17 protein-coding genes are annotated in these 20751 nt (G+C 74.6%); 11 read left to right on the plus strand and 6 right to left on the minus strand.

All coding sequences use genetic code 11. The annotated features are described in order from the left end of the window. Positions 1-37: 37 nt before the first annotated feature. Entirely contained in the window at positions 38-961 is a 924-nt protein-coding gene (locus tag BS72_RS22855) for a Clp protease N-terminal domain-containing protein (RefSeq protein ID WP_037917235.1), read from the minus strand. Positions 962-1191: 230 nt separating this feature from the next. Here BS72_RS22855 and BS72_RS22860 point away from each other — a divergent pair, with 230 nt between their 5' ends. The 4 genes from BS72_RS22860 to BS72_RS22875 all read left to right on the plus strand — a co-directional run bounded on the left by BS72_RS22860 (position 1192) and on the right by BS72_RS22875 (position 4906). Further along, on the plus strand, positions 1192-2367 hold the full coding sequence (locus tag BS72_RS22860; protein ID WP_051951495.1) for a CapA family protein: 1176 nt from the start codon (positions 1192-1194) through the stop codon (positions 2365-2367). Positions 2368-2599: 232 nt separating this feature from the next. Next, the gene (locus BS72_RS22865; protein WP_078901563.1) at positions 2600-3472 is read left to right on the plus strand and encodes a polysaccharide deacetylase family protein; all 873 of its coding nucleotides are present in this window, start codon (positions 2600-2602) and stop codon (positions 3470-3472) included. Positions 3473-3893: 421 nt separating this feature from the next. Continuing rightward, a complete protein-coding gene (locus tag BS72_RS22870; RefSeq protein WP_198546023.1) occupies positions 3894-4409 on the plus strand; it encodes a SigE family RNA polymerase sigma factor in 516 nt (171 codons plus the stop codon). Continuing rightward, entirely contained in the window at positions 4406-4906 is a 501-nt protein-coding gene (locus tag BS72_RS22875) for a hypothetical protein (RefSeq protein ID WP_037913141.1), read from the plus strand. The genes BS72_RS22870 and BS72_RS22875 overlap by 4 nt, the downstream gene beginning before the upstream one ends. Positions 4907-5087: 181 nt before the next feature. On the opposite strand, the gene BS72_RS22880 is transcribed toward BS72_RS22875, so the two are convergent. Further along, the gene (locus tag BS72_RS22880; RefSeq protein WP_037913143.1) at positions 5088-6572 is read right to left on the minus strand and encodes a penicillin-binding transpeptidase domain-containing protein; all 1485 of its coding nucleotides are present in this window, start codon (positions 6570-6572) and stop codon (positions 5088-5090) included. Beyond that, positions 6569-8146, minus strand: coding sequence for an FtsW/RodA/SpoVE family cell cycle protein (locus BS72_RS22885; RefSeq protein ID WP_078901564.1), 1578 nt, complete (start codon positions 8144-8146; stop codon positions 6569-6571). The genes BS72_RS22880 and BS72_RS22885 overlap by 4 nt, the downstream gene beginning before the upstream one ends. 122 nt (positions 8147-8268) lie before the next feature. On the opposite strand from BS72_RS22885, the gene BS72_RS22890 reads away from it, so the two are divergent. Next, a complete protein-coding gene (locus BS72_RS22890) occupies positions 8269-8925 on the plus strand; it encodes a pentapeptide repeat-containing protein (RefSeq protein ID WP_037913146.1) in 657 nt (218 codons plus the stop codon). A gap of 1122 nt (positions 8926-10047) precedes the next feature. Here the strand turns inward: BS72_RS22890 and BS72_RS22895 are convergent. Further along, entirely contained in the window at positions 10048-10266 is a 219-nt protein-coding gene (locus BS72_RS22895; protein ID WP_037913149.1) for a hypothetical protein, read from the minus strand. Positions 10267-10408: 142 nt separating this feature from the next. Further along, the gene (locus tag BS72_RS22900; RefSeq protein ID WP_051951497.1) at positions 10409-11413 is read right to left on the minus strand and encodes a helix-turn-helix transcriptional regulator; all 1005 of its coding nucleotides are present in this window, start codon (positions 11411-11413) and stop codon (positions 10409-10411) included. 969 nt (positions 11414-12382) lie between these two features. Between BS72_RS22900 and BS72_RS36685 the strand changes: the two genes are divergently transcribed. Next, positions 12383-13513: a Gfo/Idh/MocA family oxidoreductase gene (locus BS72_RS36685; RefSeq protein WP_051951499.1), complete on the plus strand. Its 1131-nt coding sequence runs from the start codon at positions 12383-12385 to the stop codon at positions 13511-13513. A 194-nt stretch (positions 13514-13707) separates the two neighbouring features. Further along, positions 13708-14169: a hypothetical protein gene (locus BS72_RS38615; protein ID WP_037913151.1), complete on the plus strand. Its 462-nt coding sequence runs from the start codon at positions 13708-13710 to the stop codon at positions 14167-14169. Positions 14170-15136: 967 nt separating this feature from the next. On the opposite strand, the gene BS72_RS22915 is transcribed toward BS72_RS38615, so the two are convergent. Beyond that, complete coding sequence (locus BS72_RS22915) at positions 15137-15862, minus strand: type 1 glutamine amidotransferase (protein WP_037913153.1); 726 nt, start codon at positions 15860-15862, stop codon at positions 15137-15139. Positions 15863-16145: 283 nt separating this feature from the next. On the opposite strand from BS72_RS22915, the gene BS72_RS22920 reads away from it, so the two are divergent. The 4 genes from BS72_RS22920 to BS72_RS22935 all read left to right on the plus strand — a co-directional run bounded on the left by BS72_RS22920 (position 16146) and on the right by BS72_RS22935 (position 20666). Continuing rightward, the gene (locus tag BS72_RS22920; RefSeq protein ID WP_037913154.1) at positions 16146-17363 is read left to right on the plus strand and encodes a cytochrome P450; all 1218 of its coding nucleotides are present in this window, start codon (positions 16146-16148) and stop codon (positions 17361-17363) included. A gap of 677 nt (positions 17364-18040) precedes the next feature. Then, entirely contained in the window at positions 18041-19210 is a 1170-nt protein-coding gene (locus BS72_RS22925) for an ABC transporter ATP-binding protein (protein ID WP_051951501.1), read from the plus strand. Next, positions 19207-20004 carry an ABC transporter permease gene (locus BS72_RS22930; protein WP_078901565.1) on the plus strand — a complete coding sequence of 266 codons (798 nt, stop codon included), beginning with the start codon at positions 19207-19209 and terminating at the stop codon, positions 20002-20004. Before BS72_RS22925 ends, BS72_RS22930 begins: the two co-directional genes overlap by 4 nt. Next, positions 20001-20666, plus strand: coding sequence for an ABC transporter permease (locus BS72_RS22935; protein ID WP_037913157.1), 666 nt, complete (start codon positions 20001-20003; stop codon positions 20664-20666). Before BS72_RS22930 ends, BS72_RS22935 begins: the two co-directional genes overlap by 4 nt. Positions 20667-20751: the final 85 nt, after the last annotated feature.

Consider the following 20751-nt stretch of genomic DNA (forward strand, 5'->3'; position numbering starts at 1 on the left):
GCCCGGACCGGGGGCCCGGGCGCGACGTCGTCGCGGCTCACCCCTCGGCGGCCAGCCCCACCCGCTCCTCCAGCCGCCCGACACGGGCCACGAGCGGCTCCAACTCCTCCCGGACGGCCGCCGCCAGCGCCTGCCGCGCCGCTTCGGGGAACGCCGCCGGCTGCCCCTCCTGCCGCGGCTGCCCTGCCTGTCCGGCCTGCCCCGGCTGCCCCGGCCGCCCGGCCTGTTCGGCCTGGGCCCGCCAGTGGACGAACCCCGCCAGCGCGGCCGTGACGGCACGGCGGACCAGCTTCGGCTCCGCGCCCAGGGCGCGCAGCACCTCGCCGGCCTCGCCGTCGGGCTCGGCCACCAGGCCGAGCAACAGGTGTTCGCAGCCGATGTGGTTGTGGCCGAGACCGATCGCCTCGGTGACCGCGAGTTCGCATGCCGCCGCCGCCCGCGCGTCCAGGCGGCGCGGATCGGCCTCGGGCGCGGCGGCCTGTCCGCCGGCCTGTCCGCCGGCCTGTCCGCCGGTCGGTCTGCCAGTCGGTCCACCGGAGGGTCCGCCTGCCGCCGAAGCCGGTCCGTCCGCCGCGGCGTCGGCGGCCCTCGCGGCCTGGCGGCGGTCCAGCTCCGCGCGGACCTGCTCCGGCGGGATCTCCATGGCGCCCAGCACCCGCAGCGCGAGGTTGCCGCCCTCGGCGAGCATGGCGTCGAGCAGGTGGCCGGTGCCCGTGGCCGGTGCGCCCGCGGCCCGCGCCCGGTCGACCGCGAGCCTGAGCACCGTCCGCGTCCGGTCGGTGAAGTAGGCGAGCCCGCCGACCGGTTCGCCGTCGAGCTCGCCCAGGACGGCCTGCCGGATGGCGGCCACCCGGCGCACGGACTGCTCCAGGGCCCGCTGGCACACGGCGGACACCGGGATACCGGTGTCCTTGACCGCTTCGGCCAGGTCGTCGGGCAGATAGACGTTGATCTTCGGCACGGGCCACACTCCCTCGTCGGACGCGTCAGCGTCCTCTATGACCCCAAGATAACCCTAGTGGGGTTAGTGGAACGGCTCCCGTGGGTCGGCCCCGGAGAACGGCCGAAAGGGGTTGGTCCCGGGGTGTGTTGGGAGGCTCCGGTGGGCCGGGGCGTGGGGGGTGGGCGCCGCGGGGCGGCAAACCGGAGGGCTCTGAAATGGAGCCAAAAGGCCGACCATATGTTTGTCGCATGAACGAGGGTCCGAGATCTCAGCGCCGCGCTGCCCGCCAGGCCCGGGCGCGTCGCAGACGCCGTACCGCCGCGCTGGCCGCGGTCGCCGTCGCACTGGCCGGCGGAGTGCTGTACCTGGTGGACGGCCGAGCCGCCGTCAGGGGCCGGCCCGCCGAGGCCGCCACGCACGCCGCCACCCCGGCCGCTCCCTCCGGCCGGGCCGCCACCGCCTCGCGCAGCGCCCGCCCGGCCGGCACCGCGACCCTCGCCTTCGCCGGCGACGTGCACTTCACCGGCCGCACCGCCGACCGGCTCACCGCGACGCCCGCGCTCGGTCCGCTCTCCAGCCAACTGGCCGCCGCCGACTTCTCCATGGTCAACCTGGAGTCGGCCATCACCACCCGCGGCACCGCGCAGGCGAAGATCTACCACTTCCGCACCACCCCGGCCGCGCTCACCGCCCTGCGCGACTCCGGCGTCGACGCCGTCACCATGGCCAACAACCACGCCGTCGACTACGGGCCGGTCGGCCTGGCCGACACCCTCGCCGCCCAGCAGACCTCGCCGATACCGGTCCTCGGCATCGGGCCGGACGCCTCCGCCGCCTTCCGCCCGTACACCACGACGGTCAACGGGGTGCGGCTGGCGGTGCTGGCCGCCAGCCAGGTCGAGGACCTCACCAACGCCAAGTACCGGGCGGGCGCCGACACCCCCGGCATAGCCTCCGCGCTGGACCGGCCCGCGCTGCTGGCCGCCGTGCGGTCGGCCCGGGCCCATGCCGACGTGGTGGTCGTCTACCTGCACTGGGGCGTCGAGGGCAGCAGCTGCCCCGTCGCCGACCAGACCTCGCTCGCCACCGACCTGGCCACCGCCGGCGCCACCGTCGTGGTCGGCACCCACGCCCACGTGATGCTCGGCTCCGGCATGCTCGGCTCCACCTATGTCGCCTACGGGTTCGGCAACTTCCTCTGGTACGGGACCTCGCCCTACCCGCACTCCGACGAGACAGGGGTCACCACCGTCACCGTCACCCGGGCCGGCAAGGTCGCCGGCGCCGTGTTCACCCCGGCCCTGGTCGGCGGCGACGGCGTACCGAGGGCGCAGAGCGGCGACAAGGCGGCCGGGATCACCTCCCGCTACGACCAGTTGCGGCGGTGCGCCGACCTCGCCCCGGCCCCGGCGGCCACCAGTTGACGTCTTCGGGCGGGGCCGCCCCGGTCGGTGCCGGTCGGTACCGGACGGCGCCATCGCCCGCCCCCGCGGGCGCCGTTCACCCGACTCCCGTGTCCCCGTCCGGTAACAGCTGTCACGGGGCGGTCCGACCCGGAACCGCGGTGTCGGGAGGGGGCATCTATCGGGGGGTGAGCGGCCGGGAGCACCGGCTGACCAGCCCGAAAGCACATGTTCAAGGAAGTGGGGACGGCAGATGACGGCACGTGGACGGATAGCGAAGCGGCCAGCAGGGCCCGGCACCGTATACGGCACGCCGGCCTGGCGCCGCCGGCTCGCGGGAGCGCCGTCCGCCGTCGCGGTGACGGTCGCGGTCCTCGTGGTGGTGCTCACCGCCGTCATCACCGCGATCGTCGCCCCTGGTTCCGGCCGCATCGACGCCGTCGCCCACGTCAAGTCGCTGCGGCTGGGCAGTCCCGCCGGGCAGCCGGCGGGAGCGCCGTCCAGCACGGCGGTGCCGGTCGTGCCCGACTCGATCCAGCACGCCGCCGAGGCCCCCGGCAAGGCCGTCAACATCACCATCGACGACGGGCCCGACCCGGTGTGGACGCCGAAGGTGCTGGCCGTGCTGAAGAAGCACAACGCCCACGCGGTGTTCTGCATGATCGGCCCGCAGGCCCAGGCCCACCCGGCCGACGTGCGCGCCGTGGTGGCCGCCGGCGACCGGCTGTGCGACCACACCGTCCACCACGACGAGGAGATGGACAAGAAGCCGGTCGCCTACCAGCAGTCCGAGATCCTGGACGCCTACACCATGATCCACGACGCCTCCGGCGGCGCCCGGGTGTACTACTACCGCGCCCCCGGCGGCGCCTTCACCCCCGCCAGCCGTGCCTTCGCCGCCCAGCACGGGATGCGCCCGCTCGGCTGGAACGTCGACACCGAGGACTGGAAGCGCAAGGGCGTCGACGCGATCGTCGGCACCGTCAAGGACGAGATCGGCAACGGCCCCACGATCCTCTTCCACGACGGCGGCGGCGACCGCTCCCAGACCGTCGCCGCCCTCGACCAGACCCTCACCTGGCTCCAGTCCCAGGGCTACGCGTTCAGCTTCCCGAAGGTGGACTAGCGCCGCTCCCGGCAGGGTTTTCCCTGCTCGCCGCCCTGGCACGGCCGTCCGCCGCGTTGCCGTACCGGCCGAGTAGGCCCACTACGAGGCCGGTTCGGCGCCTTGCGGCCGACCGCACCAGGACACCTCGCTACCGGGCGAACCGTGCCGGTCGCGGCCCTAGCCCGCGGGAGGGGCACGGGACGCGGGACACGGGACGGGGACACGAGGCCCGGGGTCCGGGCCGGTGCCCCGACCGGCGCGGTCCGCCGCCGGTCTCCGCCGGACGTGACGCAGGTCTCACCAAGCGCGTGCAGCACATGAGGCCGCGTTCCCGTCGGGAACGGGTGACAGGAAGGTGGGGAGTGTGAACCTGGCAACCGTGCACAACGTCCGGATCGGACGTGGCGAGCCCGGGCTGGCGAAGCCCGAGAAGGCCGAGGTGGAACTCGACTTCCACGGCTTCGTCATCGCCCGATCGGCCGCGCTGTTCCGCGGGGCCCTCGTCCTCACGGGAAACCGCGAGGCCGCGGAGGACCTGGTCCAGGAGACCCTGGAGCGGGCCTGCCGCAAGTGGCGCACCATCGCCGCCAAGGACGCTCCGGACGCCTACGTGCGGCGGATCATGGTGAACCTGGCCAACGACCGGTGGCGGAGGTTCCGCCGCACGGTCCCGCACCAGGACGGCGCCGACCAGGCGGCCCCCGGGGACCAGTACGGACAGGTGGACATGAGGGACCAGTTGGTCCGGGCCCTCCAGGGTCTGCCGATGCGTATGCGGACGGTCGTGGTACTCCGGTACTTCCACGACCTCTCGGACGACGAGATCGCGGCCGACATGAGGATCTCACCGAGCACGGTGCGGTCCCAGCTCGCTCGCGGGATCGAGAAGCTCAGAGGCCAGTTCCCCGCACTCTCCGACCCTTCGCAGCTGCGGCCCACGGAAGGAACCAGATGAGATCGAACGGCTCGCGGACTTCCGGCCGCACACTCTTCGAACAGGAACTGGTGAACGCCATGAACGACTTCGTGAACACGGCCGAGACGCCGACCTTCGACACGGCCGCCATCGCGAGCAGCGCCCGCCGCAAGCGGGTCACGGCCGTCGCGGGCATCGCCGCCGCCCTCATCGCGGTCGGCGCGGGCACCGCCCTGGCCGCCACCGCCAAGAGCGGTTCGCAGAGCACCTCGGCCGCCAGCAGCGCTTCGCAGGCCGCCTCCGGCAGCACCACCCTGAGGGTCGAGGGCCGGGACGGCACGGTCTCCAGCATCTCGCTGGCCGGCGCGAACTCCGCGCGGGCCCGGGCGGTGCTCGTCAACGCCGGGCTCACGCCCAGCTTCACCCGGACCCACGTGGCCGGCTGCGCGGCGGAGGGCGCGGTCATCTCGGTCTCGCCGCACGCCCCGACCGTCGTCCACGTCGGTGACACGATCCTGGTGAGCACCTGCTACTGAGCCAGGCAGCGCCGGCCTGACGGAGTCGGGCCGACAGGGCGCTGACCGGCATGCCGGCAGGACGCCGGAAGGACACAGGGTGGTGGCCCCGTCGGAACCGGGGCCACCACCCCCCGCATTCCACCACGCCCGCGCTCCGCGGCCACGGGGAAAGCCCGGGAAGGCCCTGCCCGGCCGACCGTCAGCCGGACGGGATCAGGCCCGCGGCCCCGTCGCGCAGTACCGCCTCCATCACCGCGCGGGCGATCGGCGCCGCGTTGCCGCCGCCCGAGATGTCCGCTCGGACGGCCGCCGCGTCCTCCACCACCACCGCGACGGCGACCGAGGCGCGGTCGGCGCCCGGCGTCCTGGCGTAGGAGACGAACCAGGCGTACGGGGTACCGGTGTTGGCCAGGCCGTGCTGGGCGGTGCCGGTCTTGCCGCCGACCACCACGCCGGGGATGGCCGCGTTGGTGCCCGTGCCCCGGGTCACCACCGCCTCCATCAACTGCTGGAGGGCGGCCGCCGTCCGCCCGCTCACCGCCTGGCGCAGCAGGCGCGGCCGGGTCGAGGAGACGGTGACCCCGTCGTGGTTCACCACCCGGTCCACCAGGTACGGGGTCATCAGCCGGCCGCCGTCGCCGACGGCCGAGGCCACCATCGCCATCTGCAACGGCGTCGCGGTGGTGTCGAACTGGCCGATCGAGGAGAGCGCCACCTGGTCCCGGCTCATCCACTCGTCCACGGCGCTCCTGGCCACCGCGGGCGGCAACCGCAGCCCGCCGTCGTTGAAGCCGAACCGCTCGGCCTGCGCCACCACCGGCCGCGCGCCCAGGTCCGCGCCGAGCTTGGCGAAGACGGTGTTGCAGGAGAACCGGAAGGCGTCGTACACGCTCGCGTTCCGGCAGCCGTCGCCCTCGTTCGTCAGCGAGACGGTGGTACCCGGCAGCCGGTACGGGTCCGGCGAGTCGGTGGGTGCCCGCAGGTCGTCCACCTCGCCGCTCTCCAGCGCCGCCGCGGCCGTCACCACCTTGAACGTCGAACCCGGCGGGTAGCTCTGGCGGATCGCCCGGTCCAGCATGGGCTGCTCCGGATCACCGTTCAGCCGCTGCCAGGCCGCCGTCACGGACGGGCCCGCGCCGGCCAGGACCGACGGGTCGTAGGAGGGCGAGGAGACCAGGGCCAGGATGCGCCCGGTCGACGGGTCCAGCGCCGCCACCGCGCCCCTGCGGCCGGCGAGGCCCTGGAAGGCGGCCCGCTGGGCGGCGGGGTCGATGGTGGTGAGGACGTCGCCGCCGCGCTGCCGGGCCCGCGTCATCCCCCGCCACAGCGGCTGGTCGCCCAGGGCCGGGTCGGAGCCGTCCAGCAGCCCGTTCTCGGTGCCCTCCAGCAGGCTGGCGCCGTACGTCTGGGAGGCGAACCCGGTCACCGGCGCGTACAGCGGGCCGTCGGCGTAGGCGCGCACGTACCGCAACTGGCCACCGGTGAGCCGCGAGCCGGTCACCGGCGTGCCGCCGACCACGATGTCGCCGCGCCGCTGCCCGTACAGCGCGATGTCGGCCCGCCGGTTGGCCGGGTTCGCGTCGTACCCGGCGGCCCGCACCACCTGGACCCGCAGCGCGTTGCCGAGCAGGGCCAGGAACAGCAGGGCGCAGAACGCGGCGGCGTGCCGCACGCAGCGGTTCACCGGCCCGCCGTCCCGGGCCCGCCGCCGGTGCCGGCGGCATCCCCGTCCCCGTCCCCGTCCCTGTTCCGGTCCCTGTCCGCGTTCGCGTTCGCGTTCGCCTTCGCGTCCGCGCTCGCCGGGGGTGTCGGCGGTGGTCCGGGCAGCGGGAGCTGCGGTTCGCGGAGTTCCGGGAGCTCGGGGAGTTCCGGGAGCTCGGGCTCCGGGCGGCGGGCCCGGTCGCTGATCCGGATCAGCAGCGCGACGATCAGCCAGTTGGTGACCACCGACGACCCGCCCTGCGCCAGGAACGGCATCGCCATGCCCGTCAGCGGGATCAGGTCCATCACCCCGCCGGTGACCACGAACACCTGGAGCGCCAGGATCGACGCCAGCCCCACTGCCAGCAGCCGCCCGAACGGGTCGCGGGTGGCCAGCGCCGCCGTGAACCCCCGTGCCACCAGCAGCGCGTACAGGGCCAGCAGCGCGCACAGCCCGGCCAGGCCCAGCTCCTCGCCCGCCGTGGCCAGGACGAAGTCCGACTTGGCCGCGAACCCGACCAGGTACGACGCCCCCCGGCCCAGCCCGGCCCCCAGCACGCCGCCGTCGCCGAAGGCGAAGAGCGACTGGGCGAGCTGGCTCGGGCCCCGCCCCGCGCCGATCGACGCGAACGGGTGCAGCCAGTCCTCCACCCGCGCGTGCACGTGCGGCTCGTCCGCGCCCACCGCCGCCGCGCCGGCGCCGGCCAGCAGCAGGCCCACCGCGATCCAGCCGGTGCGGCCGGTCGCCACGTACAGCACCACCACGAACAGGCAGAAGAACAGCAGCGACGTGCCCAGGTCCTGCTCCAGCACCAGCACCCCGACGCTCGCCAGCCACACCGCCAGCACCGGCCCGAGCACCCGTCCGGTGGGTAGCTGGAGGCGGCGCAGCCCCGGCACCGGGCGGCCCGCGTAGGCCAGCGCCGCGCGGTTCGCCGACAGGTACCCGGCGAAGAAGACCGCCAGCAGCACCTTCGCGAACTCGCCCGGCTGGAAGGAGAGCCCGGCCGCGCGAATCCAGATCCGCGCGCCGTTGACGGCCGGGAACGCGATCGGCGCCAGCAGCAGCGCCAGCGCCGCCGTCACACTCACGTACGCGTACCGGGCCAGCACCCGGTGGTCGCGCAGCGCGAGCACCGCCACCGTGAACAGCGCCACCCCGACGGCCGACCACACCAGCTGCGCCGGGCAGGCGCGCGGCCCCAGCACCGGTTCCAGGTCGAGCCGGTAGACCAGCACCAGGCCCAGGCCGTTGAGCAGCACGGCCACGGGCAGCAGCAGCGGATCGGCGTACCTGGCCCGCAGCCGGACCGCCAGGTGGGCCAGGAGCGCGAGCGCGCCCAGCCCGCCGCCGTACGCCGCCACGTCCTTGGGCACCGCGCCGTCGTGGGCCACGCCGACCTCGGCGTACCCGTACGCGCAGATGCCGACCGCCGCCACCAGCAGGAACAGCTCCACCCCGCGCCGCGCGGCCGGACGCGGCAGCCCGTCACCGCGGGGCCGCCCGGGCGGCAGCGCACCCGGCGGGGGAGGAGCGGTCGCCGACGTTGCGCTCATGGGCGGCCACGCTAGCAACCGCCGGGCGATATGTCCGGGAGGTCAGGCCGGTGACGGCTCGTCACCCGGGGTGATCCGGCCGCTTCGGCCCGCTGTCGGTGGCAGGACCTACCCTGGCGGCCATGACCGTACCCGAGGAGCTGGCCGAGCTGCCCTACGCCGATCTGCTGCGACCCCACGAGGGTCCGCTGGAGCCGGAGGGCGATTACGACACCGTCCACCTGCACCAGCGGGAGTTCGGGCCGAGGAGTGCCGCCGAGGGCGCCAGGTTCCTCGAAGCGGCCGTCACCGACTGCGTGTTCGACGGCACCGGGATGCGGCGGGCCCGCATGAACGACCTGTGGGTCTCCGGTACCCGCTTCACCGGCGTGTCCCTGGTGGAGAGCGAATGGCTGGACTCCTCCCTCACCGGGTGCTCGCTCGCCGGGGTGGAGGCGTTCGGGGCGGTGCTGCGCCGGGTCCGCTTCCGCCGCTGCAAGCTCGACTCGGTCAACCTGCGAGCGGCGGTGCTGCGCGAGGTGGTCTTCGAGGACTGCGTGCTGCGCGACGTCGACCTGGCGGAGGCCCGGCTGGAGCAGGTCGCGTTCCCCGGCACCCGGATCGAGCGGGCCCGGCTGGGCCGCACCGCGCTGACGACGGTGGACCTGCGCGGCGCCACCGCCATCGACCTGGCCGACGGCTACGAGTCGCTGCGCGGCGCGGTGATCGACACCGGACAACTCCTGGATCTCGCCCCGGCACTCGCGCGGGCGCTCGGCATCGTCGTCGCCGAGGACTGACCGGGGCCCGGCCCGGTGGCGGTCGCCGCGCCGCCGGCGGTCCACCGCGCGCCCGGCGGTCCCGCAGCGCGCCGGCGGCCCGCAATAGGTCGGCGGGCCTACCGCGGGCCGGGCCGTCCGCGGCCGGCTGTGCGGGGTGGCCGCGGGGGGCCTACGGCTCCGCCGGTGCTGCGCATTCAGGCAGTGGCGTGTCCGCGCCAGCGGTGTGAGCGAGGGCGGCGACTCCTGGCCAACACCTGCACCACGGTTCGTGTATGGCCGCTCACCTGGGATGACATCGCATGTGTCCCACCCGTCACAGGCGGCCCTCCCCTTCGGCGCCCGCCCGCCGACCCTACGTGCGTGATTACGCCATTGCGGATTCCGGCCGACGGCCGGGCGTTGAACGGCATCCCCGAACCTGGTTTTCTCTAATCACCGCCCCCGGTGAGAAGGGAACGCGTGGTGCAGGACGACGAGTTGCGGAACGCGCACCATCGGTGCGTCGCAACGGAACCTGCGCCGTGCGACCCCTGCCGGGAGCGGTTGGATCGGCAACTCGCCTTGCTTCCCCGGGTATACGGCGAGTTGGAGGTCGCGCTCGCATCGGCGCCGCACTCCGGCGACCGAGAGACCGGCACCGCCCGGCCCGGCATCCCCCTGAACGGGCCGGCAGTCGAGGCGCGCGCAGCGATGCGAGGCACTCTCGCCTCCGTGGCCGATCCACGCGTCGAGGGCCGCACCGTCCGTCTCCCCCTACGGACGGTGCCGGCCCTCGCCCTTTCTTCCCGACGGTGCCCCGGCCGACTGCGCACCCGCGCGACGACCGGGGCTGCCGAGGGTGCCGAGGAGGCTGTAACCCGCGGAGGCAGAGCCGGGGTTCACGCTGCGCGCCGGGCGGTGCCCGGTACCCTGCGGCCGTCCGTCGCCGCCTGACCGGGCGTCGCGGTACCCCCGACTCCTGCTCCTGCTCCTACTCCGACTCCGTCGGACTCGGTCCACCCGGTGAGGTCCGAGTCCCCGACTTCGACGGCTCCACCTGCTCCAGTGGGAAGCCGAGACACGGGAGGCTCAGATGCGGGAAGCCGGAAGGGCGGAGCAGCACCGGGTGCTGCTCCGCCCTCCCGGTCGGTCGGGTATCCGCTACGTCCACCAGACGGCTGCGGACGAAGCCAGCTCAACAGTCTGCGGTCCGCTGGCGGAAACGCCCGAGTCGGACTGGTCAACCGTCACGGTGCTGACCGAATAGGCCGGCGTGGCGGCCGAGTCGACAGCGAAGGCGCTGACCATTCCGGTGGCGGAGATGCCCGCGATGAGAGCCGCAGCGGCGGTGACGCGGAGTGTTGCCCGGGTGCGCGACATGGGCCATCCTTTAATGTGCTCAGGCGGACTGCCATTATATATGTATGAGATGGTCATACTCCCGAACTAATCATCTCAGCCTGCTCGCACGGAACGCAATTGGCTCTCTCTGCGCGTCTGTGACATGGCGTGGACGCGCATGTCAGAGAAGGCCCTGGCTGGCCGCCATGACACCCGCCTGGAACCGGCTCTCCGCGTTGAGGTAGCGCATGATCTCGGACACCAGCCGGCTCACCGTCCGCAACGACACCCCCAGTTTGCGCGCGATCCGTTCGTCCGTCAGCCCGTTGGCCAGAAGGCGCAGCGTCGTGCGGTGCTGCTCGGTGAGTTCGCCGCCGGTTTCCGCGCGGGTCGCGTGCGGGTCGTACGGGACCGCGCGCAGCCAGCAGTCCTCGAACAGCGCCAAGTAGGAGCGGACCAGGCTCGGTCCGCGCACGATGACGGCGGGGCCGTCGAGGTTCTCCGGGTCGGCGGCTATCAGGGCGCTGTGGTCGTCTCCGACCACCAGGTCGAACGGCACCTGCTGGGCGAGCCGTACCTGGGCGCCGAGCCCCGCGAGGTCGGAGAGGTACTTGCGCTGCCGGGGGCCGGAGTTGACGCTCTGGCCGTAGATGGACCGCACCTGTACGCCGCGGGCGATCATCGCCGCGTCGGTGGTCAGCGAGCTGACCAGCACCTCGCTCGACGGGAGCGGGCCGGGGTGGATCGAGCCCACGGTCGTCATGATCCCGGCGAGGAAGTCGCGGACGAACTGGGCGCCGCGGGCGTCCCGGGTCACCACCTCGATCTCGATCTCGGAGGCGTCCCGCATCACCGCCGGCCGGTACTTGTCCACCAGGTTCTCGGCGGCGCTGATGACCGAGGACAGCCTGGAGTGCTGGTCGCGCAGCTCGTCCCGCTGCCGGGTCAGGAGCTTGATGAGCGCCGTGTCCGGCTCGACGGGGGCGACCGCCTCGGGCTGTTCGCCGGGGCGCAGCAGCCCGAGTTCCCGCAACTCCTCCCAGCCCTCGGCGGCCTCCTCGTCGGTCAGCCCGAGGGAGGCCGCCGCCTTGGCCGGCACGGCCGGCCCGTTGAGGCGTAGCGACTGGTACAGCGCGACCCCCGGGCTGGTGTCGCTCAACCGGTACCCGTGCGCGGGGTGTGTCACGAACTCCCCCTTCCTGACCTCCTGTGCCGGGTGCGTGCGGACGACCGCGTGGCGTGGAGGCTGCTCCCGATGCGACTTTAGCAATGCTTCGATGCCCTTCCGGTGGGCGGCGGAACGCTGTGGCGGCTGTGCCGTGCCGGGCTGCGGAGAATGGCGCAATCCCTGGTCACAGCGGTACGCACGAGACGTGGGAGCGCTCCCATCCCGAGCGGGCCCTGCGGAGCTTAGCGGGCGGACGCCGGATCGGACGTAGGGATGGTCCACCAGGGCCGGGTGCGAACGGAACCCCTTGGAGAGCGCTTACTGCCGGCGGACCCGAAGCGGGCCGGAAACGGTTTCGGCGTCGGCCCGCGTCCCTCGCGGGGGTGGCCTGACGGGGGGTGCGGTTGTGACAACTGGGACGCGCGGGGGCGGGGTTGTGACCCGGTTCGTCCTCGGAGAGCCCTTGCGTCGCGGTACGCCACCCTGTGCGACGCCTCGCGGCGTACGTCCTGGTTCCCGCGTCGCACCGGGCGATCACGGGCGCGGGCCGCGCCGTATCCTCGACGCCGCGAGCCGACGGCGGTGCGGACGTTCCGGCGGCGGACCGGACCGCGGACCGGACGTGCGGACCGGCCCGCGGCACCGGCGGGCACCCGTGGGCCGGGCCGAGAAATCCAGCCAACATGCGGACCCTTGACACGCGGGCCCCGTGCCCCCTCGGCTCCGCGACGGACGGACGGACGGACGGACGGACGGACGGACGGACGGGCGGACAGCCGGACGGGCGGACGGGGCCACGGGCCGGGGCGCGCGCCACGCCGGACGCGACGGTGCCCGGTGCGCGGCGGAGGCGCCGGGCACCCGTGTGTCCGGCAGGCGGCCATCGGCGACCGGCGAGGACGTCGAGGACGTCGAGGGGCAGCGAGGGCAGCGAGGGCCTCTCGGGCGGCGAGGGCGACGAGGGCGACGAGGACGGGAGGCTGCGGTATGGCGGAGGAACGGGGCGGAGCGGTGCCCATCGCGCTGGTGGGTGCCGGCAAGGTGGCCCACGCCGCGCACCTGCGGGAGCTGCGGGACCTGCCGGACCTGCTGCGGCTGGCGGCGGTGGTGGACCCCGACCCGGCGCACACGGCCGCCGTCCGGGCCGCGGGATTCCCCGCCGTGCCGTGGTGCGGCACCCTCGCGGAGGCCGTGGCGGCGGGGGCGCGGGCCGCACTCGTCTGCACCCCCTGGTGGACCCACCGGGACGTGGTGCTGGAGTGCCTGGAACTCGGCCTGCCGGTGCTGTGCGAGAAGCCGGTCACCCTCGACCTCGCCGAGGTGGAGGAGCTGGCCGAGGCCGAGCGACGGACCGGGGTGCCGGTGGCCGCCGGGTACATGAAGCGGCACGACGAGGTGGTGGACCTCTTCCTCGGCCACTGCCGCGAGCGGCTGGACCGGGCCCGGCGGCTCACCGTCGACATCCACGACCCCAACGCGCCGCACCAGGTCGCCCACCTGCTGCCGTACCCGCCGGCCCCGTTCGGGCCGCAGCCGCCGGCCGCCCGCGCGGCGCTGGAACGGGCGCTCGGCCCCGGCAGCACCCCCGCCCAGCGGGAGGCGTACGCGCGCGGGCTCGGCGGCTCGCTGATCCACCAGGTCAACCTGGTGCACGCGGTCCTCGACGGCAGCGGGCGGGAGCTGTACGGCCGGCTGCTGCACGCGGACCGCTGGGCGGCGGGCGACGGGGTGAGCTGCCGGTGGCGGCCGGACGACGCGCTGGTCGTCGACCTCACCCACCAGCGGACGCCCGGCCACCGCCGCTACCAGGAGGTCCTGGAGCTCACGGCGGAGGACGGCGTGGCCACGCTGACGCTGCCGTCGCCCTACTCCCGCGACGAGTCGGCCACGCTCACCGTGGAGACGTGGGACGCGCGCACCGGCCTGGGCGAGCGGACCACGCGCACCGCCGCACCGGGCCGCACCGGCTTCCGCCGCCAGCTCGCGGCCTGGGCGCGCTCCCTCGGCGCGGGTGCTTCCGGGCCGCCTGCTTCCGGCGCGGGTGCGCCGCTGCCCGGGTTGGCCGACGTCCGGCGGGACGCGCGCGCGACGCGTGAGGCCGCGCTGCGGCTGGTGTGAGGCCGGGGGCCGCCGGGGGAGCGGCCCGGCCTGGCGGATCAGGTGCGGATCAGGTGCGGGCCAGGCGTAGGCCGGGTGCGGCAGGCCCAGGCCCAGGCCGGTACGGCGGTACGGCGGTACGGCGGTCGGCCATGGTTGGGCGCGGGCGGGGTACGCGAACGGCAAGGAGCCTTCCCCTTCACGGAGGTGACCACATGCTGCTGCTGGGACTGCTGCTTCTCGCCTGCACCGCGGCCTTCACCGGGATCGCGATCGCGGACAACCTCTCCGGCGGACCCGACTACACCGTGACCCTGCTGGGCCAGCACGTCGCCACGATGAACGGGCTCGCGCTGTTCTGCGCCGGGCTCGGGCTGGCCCTGGTCTTCGGGCTGGGCTGCCTGATGGCGGTGACCGGGGGCGCGCTGAGCCGCCGCAAGCACCGCCAGTACCGGGCGGTCCGGCGTGACGCCGCGGCGGTGGCCCGCGAGCGCGACGAGCTGGCCGCGCGACTGGACGGCCAGGACCGCGCGTCGGCCGCCCCGGACACCGGAGGCGACCCGCTCACCGCCCGGACGGACTACCGGAAGGGGAGTGAGGGCGCCGACGACGCCGGATCCACTCGGGCGCGCACCCGGCCCAGGGCCCATCGCGCACGCCACCTCTTCGGGCACTGAACCACCCGCGGTACGCGGTACGGGGCGGTACGGAGGCACGGACGCGGGTTCCGGGGCCGCCCGTGCGCGACGCCCAAGCGCGGGGCCGGCGGGAGCGCGGTGGCGGGCCAGGCGCGGTGGCGGACGGCCCGCGGTGACCGCGCATGGCTGGGAAAGGCGACCGAGGACGCGCCCAGGGGGCCTGTGAGGCCGCGACCGCTGGGGAACCCGGGATACCCGGGGCATCCGCGATACACGGGGTGCCCGCGACGCCGGGAAAAAAGAGGTGCAGTGGCGGCCCCGGGGGGGGATGGGGGCCGCCACGCATCACCTACGTTACGCGTCTTCGGCCGCGCATGTGCACAACGCGGGTTTTTCGGCGTGGCGAAGTTGCCGCGGGCCGCTCCTCGCGGTTGTCGGCGGGGCGGCCGCGCGAAGCACCGGAGGGCGCCCACGGGACGCTCACGGACGCCCAGGAGACGTCGGCGGGATGCTCCGAGGCGCGAGTCCGCCGCGAGCCGCCGCGGGACCGTCTGCCCGGCGCATGGGAACGACGACCGGGCCGGGGGCCACGGGGGAGGCCACCGACCCGGTCGGCACTGGGCGCAGGGACCCGGCGGCGCCGCGCTCCCGCAAGGGGTGTCCGCCCTAGAAGGGCGCTTCGGCTGCCGTCGTGGTCCGCTGGCGGACACCTGTCATGGTGGCCCGCGCAGGGGCCTCCGTCAACGGAGGTAAACAAGACATCAGACGCTGTTCATTCTGGCTCAATCGGTTCTCGACGGTCCCACTGCTACCGATGTCACCTCTGTCACCGCTGTTCCCTCCAGATCCCGTACGCCCCGCGCCCCGCCCGCCCGGTGGCACCGTGTCCCCGCCCCCGACCTCCGCTGCCCGCGCCCTCGCCTGTGCAAGCGCCCGGCCCCTGGACGCGGCCGGGGAGTGCGACCGCGTCCAGGGGCCGGCTGGGGAGTGCGGGCAGCGGCATGGCTCAGGCCGCCGAGGCGGCACCCTCCACGGCCAGGGCGGCGAACCGCAGGGCCACCCGGCGCCACACCTCGGCCGAGCCGGCGTCGTCGGCGAGCGCCGCCCGGTGCAGGAGCTCCCGGTCGACGCCGTACGGGCTCAGCCGCCCGGTGTCCCACCCGGCGATGCGCTCCGCGCTCGACTCGGGGTGGAACTGCACCCCCCACGCCCGGTCGCCCAGCCGGAACGCCTGGTACGGGCACCCGTCCGAGGCCGCCAGCCACACCGCGTCCGGGGGAAGCCCGGTGATCGCGTCCACGTGGTTCTCGATCGCCCTGGGGTGCTCCGGCAGCCCCCGGAAGAGCGGATCGTCGGAAGCCTCCCGCCGCAGGGTCAGCTCGGTGCTGCCGAACTCCGGCTGCCCGTGGCTGCCGCGCACGGCGCCACCGCCCACCTGGGCCAGCAACTGGCCGCCCAGGCAGATGCCGAAGACCGGCACGCCCTCCGCCAGCGCCTCCCGCGCCAGGTCGCGGGTCCGCGCCAGCCAGGGTGCCCGCTCGTCGTCGTCCGGCAGGAAACCGCCGCCCAGGACCACCAGCGCCTGGTACGCGGGCCGCAGCCGCTCCGGCAGCACCTCGCCCCGGTACGGGTGCACCACCGCCGCGGCCAGCCCGCCCTCCGCCAACCAGGGCTCCCAGCGCCCCAGGCCCCCCGAGGGGATGTTCTGCACCACCAGTGCCGTCGCCGCCATACCGCGCCGCCTCTCCGCTCACCGCCGTCCGGCCCTCCGGGATAGGCCCGGGAGGCCCGCGTCACGCCACCCATCCAACGCCACGCCCCCGTCCCCCCGTCGCCCGCCCCGGCGCTGCCTCCCGTGGCGGAGGCGCCGGGGCGGGCGACGGCTCGGCAAGGCGCGTCCCGGGGGGTACGGGGTACGCCGGTGTGCGCGTGTGCGCCCTGGACGCCCCCCGGAGCGGCGGTCCTAGCTTCGGGGGATTCCGCCCTGCCCGTTCCGGGAGAAGCGAGGACGTACCGTGGCCGAGATCCCGCCGCCGCCCGACATCCTGTCGCCCGAGTTCGCCGCCGATCCGTACGCCGCCTACCGGGTGCTGCGCGAGCACTACCCGGTGTACTTCCACGAAGGCACCGCGAGTTGGCTGCTGTCCCGCTACGACGACGTCGAACGGGCTTTCCGCGAGCCGGTGTTCACCACCGACAACTACGACTGGCAGCTGGAGCCGGTGCACGGCGGCCGCACCATCGTGCAGATGAGCGGCCACGAGCACGCGGTCAAACGGGCCCTGGTCGCACCGGCCTTCCGGGGCCGGGAGCTGCGGGAACGGTTCCTGCCGGTGATCGAGCGCAACGCCCGCGAGCTCATCGACGCCTTCCGGGACCGCTCCCGGGCCGACCTGGTGGACGCCTTCGCCACCCGCTTCCCGGTCAACGTCATCGTCGACATGCTCGGCCTGGACCGGGCCGACCACGACCGCTTCCACACCTGGTACGACGCGGTGGTCGGCTACCTCGCCAACATCGGGCAGGACCCGGCCGTCGCCGAGGCGGGCCTGCGGGCCGGGGCGGAGCTGCGCGCCTACCTGCTGCCGATCATCCACCGGCGGCGCGCCCACCCCGGCGACGACCTGCTGTCCAGCCTCTGCACGGCCGAGGTGGACGGCACCCGGATGAGCGACCAGGACATCACGTCGTTCGTGAGTCTGCTGCTGTCGGCGGGCGGTGAGACCACCGACAAGGCCCTCAGCGGCATGTTCCGCAACCTGCTGCTCCACCCCGACCAGTTGGCGGCGGTGCGCACCAACCGCTCGCTGGTCGCCGCCGCGTTCGCCGAGTCGCTGCGGTTCACCCCGCCGCTCCAGATGATCATGCGGCAGCCCGCGCGGGACGTCGTCGTGGACGGCGTCACCCTGCCCGCCGGCTCCACCGTCACCTGCCTGATCGGCTCGGCCAACCGCGACCCCGGCCACTTCGCGCACCCCGACCGGTTCGACGTCTTCCGCGACGACCTGTCGGCGGACACCGCGTTCAGCGCCGCCGCGGACCACCTCGCGTTCGCCCTGGGACGGCACTTCTGCGTGGGCGCCCTGCTGGCCAAGGCGGAGGTGGAGGTCGGCGCCAACCAGCTGCTCGACGCGTTCAGCGAGCTGGACTTCGCGGACGGCGCGCCGCCCCACGAGGCGGGGGTGTTCGTCCGCGGCCTGAGGGAGCTGCCGCTGCGGATCACCCCGTCCTGACGGGCCGTGCTCCGGGCCGGGCGCGTCGCCCCGGCCCGGAGCAACCCTGCCCGCCGACCCGCCGACCCGCCGACCCGCCGACCCGCCGACGCGCCGACCCGCCGACGGGCAGGCCAGCTGACGGGCCGGACGGGCCGTCAGCCGGTCCGTCTTCCCGGTGCACCCTTGCCCGCGCGCTGATCCCCACCCCTCCGCCGGCCCCCACCTCGCCCCGTCCGCCCGGCGCCCGCCCGTCGCCCGTCCGCTGTCCGGCCCCCGTCCGCGCCCGCGCCCGCCCGCTCACCCTGACGGCGCAGCACCGCGCCTCCGCGCGAGCCCGACCGGAGCGTCACGGGGGCCGTCGTCGTCGCGTGGCATTCGGGTGGCCGCGCCGTGCCCGATCCGTGACGTGTGCCGTCCGTCCGGCCGGGCAGAAGGGCCGGGCGGAACCGTCCTCCCGGGGCGGCGGCCCTGAACGCGAGACCCGCCCCCGGTGGTGGCCCGCCGCCGGAGCCGGGTGACGCAGCGTCGCGTCCACCCCCGCGCTTCATGTGACAACCTCATTTCGCGAAGAGATGTAGACCACACCGCCGTCAACGCGGCGGTCTAGACTCAGCCCGCGTGGCTTGTGCGATCAAGCCGGGAGCAGGCCGGGAGCAGGCCGCACCGTGCCCGACTCCGAAAGGGCGATCGGACCTTTGATAGAGATCGACTCGATTACCAAGCGCTACGCTGACGGGACCGTCGCGGTGGACGGCCTGTCGCTGGCCGTACCCGACGGTTCGGTGACCGTGCTGGTCGGGCCGTCCGGCTGCGGCAAGACCACCACCCTGCGCATGATCAACCGGATGGTCGAGCCCTCCTCCGGCCGCATCCTGCTCGACGGCCAGGACGTGCTCCAGCAGCCGGTGAACACGCTGCGCCGGTCCATGGGCTACGTCATCCAGAACGCCGGCCTCTTCCCGCACCGCACCATCGTGGACAACATCGCCACGGTGCCGCGGCTGCTCGGCTGGGACCGCCGCAGGGCCCGCGCGCGGGCGGCGGAGCTGATGGAGCGGGTGGGCCTGGACACGGCCCTGGCCAAGCGCTACCCCTACCAGCTCTCCGGCGGCCAGCAGCAGCGCGTCGGCGTGGCCCGCGCGCTCGCCGCCGACCCGCCCGTCCTGCTGATGGACGAGCCGTTCTCCGCCGTCGACCCGATCGTGCGCAAGCAGCTCCAGGCCGAGCTGCTGCGCATCCAGGAGGAGCTGGGCAAGACCATCGTCTTCGTCACCCACGACATCGACGAGGCGATCCGGCTCGGCGACATGGTCGCGGTCCTGCGCACCGGCGGCAGGCTCGCCCAGTTCGCGCCGCCCGAGGAGCTGCTCTCGCACCCCGCCGACGCCTTCGTCGAGGACTTCCTGGGCACCGACCGGGGGGTGCGGCGGCTGTCGTTCTTCACCTCCGCCGGCCTGGGGCTGGACGCCGCCCCGGTCGTCGCCGAGGACGCCACCGCCGAGCAGATCGCCGCCGCGGGTTCCGGCGGCGGCTCCGGAACCGGTTCCGGGGGCGCCCCCTACCTGCTGGTCACCGACGCCGAGCGCCGCCCGCTGGGCTGGGCCGTTCCCGGTGACCTGGCGGGCGGCGCCGTACCCCGGGAGAAGCTGCTGCCGCACGGGCGGCCGTTCACCGCGGGCAGGGAGTCGCTTCGGGACGCCCTGGACTGCGCGGTGCTCTCGCCCACCGGGTGGGCGGTCGGCGTGGACGAGGACGGCCGCACCGTCGGCGTCGTCTCCCAGGAGGCCATCGGCGCGGCCATCCGCGCCGCCCACGCCCGCCAGGGCGCGGACCAGGCCGCCCGCGACGTCAAGGTGGCCCCGTGAGCGGCGGCAACGGCTACTTCGACCTGCCCAGCGACCTCCAGCACTCCTACGCCGGGCTGATCGGCATCCACCTGGAGGAGGCGCTGATCCCGGTGGCCGCCGGGTTGGCCCTGTCGCTGCCGATCGCCCAGCTGTGCGTGCGCTTCCGCTGGATGTACCCGCCGGTGCTGTGGATCACCACCGTGCTCTACGCGATCCCGTCGATCGCCTTCTTCGTCTTCCTCATCGACTACACCGGCATCAGCCAGACGACGGTGGAGATACCGCTCACCGTCTACTCGCTGGTGATCCTCGTGCCCGCCATCGTCGACGGCGTCAGATCCGTGCCGCCCGAGACGATGGCCGCGGCGGAGGCCATGGGCATCGGTCCCGTGCGGCGCTACCTCACCGTCCAGCTCCCGCTCGCGGTGCCGGCCGTCTTCGCGGGCCTGCGGGTGGCCACCGTCTCCAGCATCAGCCTGGTCAGCGTCGGCGTGGCCATCGGCAACCAGGGCGGCCTCGGCAACCTGTTCGGGGACGCGACGCAGTACCACCGCTACAACCTGGCCGTCACCGCCGTGGTGACCATCGCCCTGCTCGCCATCGTCATGGACGGCCTGCTGATCGGCCTGCGCCTGCTGCTCACGCCGTGGCTGCCGCGCGGCTCCCGGGCCGCGCGCAAGGCCGCCCTGTCCGTCGCCGCCGAACCCTCCCGGACGGCGGGCCCCGGCGGTTCCGGCGGCCCTGGCGGTTCCGGCGGTTCCGGCGGTTCCGGCGGGAACACCACCGCGCCTCTGGAAGGAGCCCCCCGATGAGCCTCTTCCACTTCATCAACGCCTTCTTCTCCGACAGCGCCCACTGGCACGGCTACGACGGCATCCCGCACCGGCTGCTGGAACACCTCCAGTACACGGCCACCGCGGTCGCCATCGCCGCCGCGATCGGCCTGCCCGTCGGCCTGGTCACCGGCCACACCGGCCGGGGCGGGAACGTGCTGGCGGTGGTCGCCTCCGCCGCGCGGGCGCTGCCCACGCTGGGTCTGCTGGTGCTGATGGTCCTGTGGCTCGGCATCGGCGAGACCCCGGCGATGATCCCGCTGGTGGCGCTCGCCGTGCCGCCGATCCTGGTGACCACCTACGAGGCCGTGCGCACCGTGGACCCCGCGCCGGTGGACGCCGCGCGCGGCATGGGCATGGGACCGGCCGCCGTGCTCTTCCAGGTGGAGCTGCCGATGGCGCTGCCGGTCGTGCTCGGCGGGCTGCGCTCCGCGGTGATCCAGGTGGTGGCCACCACCTCCATCGCCGCCTACATCAGCCTCGGCGGGCTGGGCCGCTACCTCTTCGACGGCCTGGCCCGGCACGACTACTCGGTGGTGGTCGGCGGGGCGACGCTCATCGCGGCGCTGGCGGTGGCCATGATCGGCGTCTTCTGGCTCGTCGAACGCTCCCTCGTCTCGGCGGGGGTGCGCCGCCGATGAGCGGCCGGCGGGACGCAGGCTGGGAGCCGGCAGGAAGCCGGCGGGGTACCGGCACGCGTGGGGCGGGCCGCCGACGAGCCGTCAG

The sequence above is a fragment of the Actinacidiphila yeochonensis CN732 genome, from assembly GCF_000745345.1.
In the GTDB taxonomy this organism is placed as follows: Bacteria; Actinomycetota; Actinomycetes; order Streptomycetales; family Streptomycetaceae; genus Actinacidiphila; species Actinacidiphila yeochonensis.

Excerpts from the sequence above, each read along its gene's own strand:
- BS72_RS22875 (WP_037913141.1), top strand. The coding sequence starts at position 4,406 with ATGAGATCGAACGGCTCGCGGACTTCCGGCCGCACACTCTTCGAACAG.
- BS72_RS38615 (WP_037913151.1), top strand. The coding sequence starts at position 13,708 with ATGCTGCTGCTGGGACTGCTGCTTCTCGCCTGCACCGCGGCCTTCACC.
- BS72_RS22915 (WP_037913153.1), bottom strand. The coding sequence starts at position 15,862 with ATGGCGGCGACGGCACTGGTGGTGCAGAACATCCCCTCGGGGGGCCTG.
- BS72_RS22885 (WP_078901564.1), bottom strand. The coding sequence starts at position 8,146 with ATGAGCGCAACGTCGGCGACCGCTCCTCCCCCGCCGGGTGCGCTGCCG.
- BS72_RS22860 (WP_051951495.1), top strand. The coding sequence starts at position 1,192 with ATGAACGAGGGTCCGAGATCTCAGCGCCGCGCTGCCCGCCAGGCCCGG.
- BS72_RS22935 (WP_037913157.1), top strand. The coding sequence starts at position 20,001 with ATGAGCCTCTTCCACTTCATCAACGCCTTCTTCTCCGACAGCGCCCAC.
- BS72_RS22865 (WP_078901563.1), top strand. The coding sequence starts at position 2,600 with ATGACGGCACGTGGACGGATAGCGAAGCGGCCAGCAGGGCCCGGCACC.
- BS72_RS36685 (WP_051951499.1), top strand. The coding sequence starts at position 12,383 with ATGGCGGAGGAACGGGGCGGAGCGGTGCCCATCGCGCTGGTGGGTGCC.
- BS72_RS22890 (WP_037913146.1), top strand. The coding sequence starts at position 8,269 with ATGACCGTACCCGAGGAGCTGGCCGAGCTGCCCTACGCCGATCTGCTG.
- BS72_RS22895 (WP_037913149.1), bottom strand. The coding sequence starts at position 10,266 with ATGTCGCGCACCCGGGCAACACTCCGCGTCACCGCCGCTGCGGCTCTC.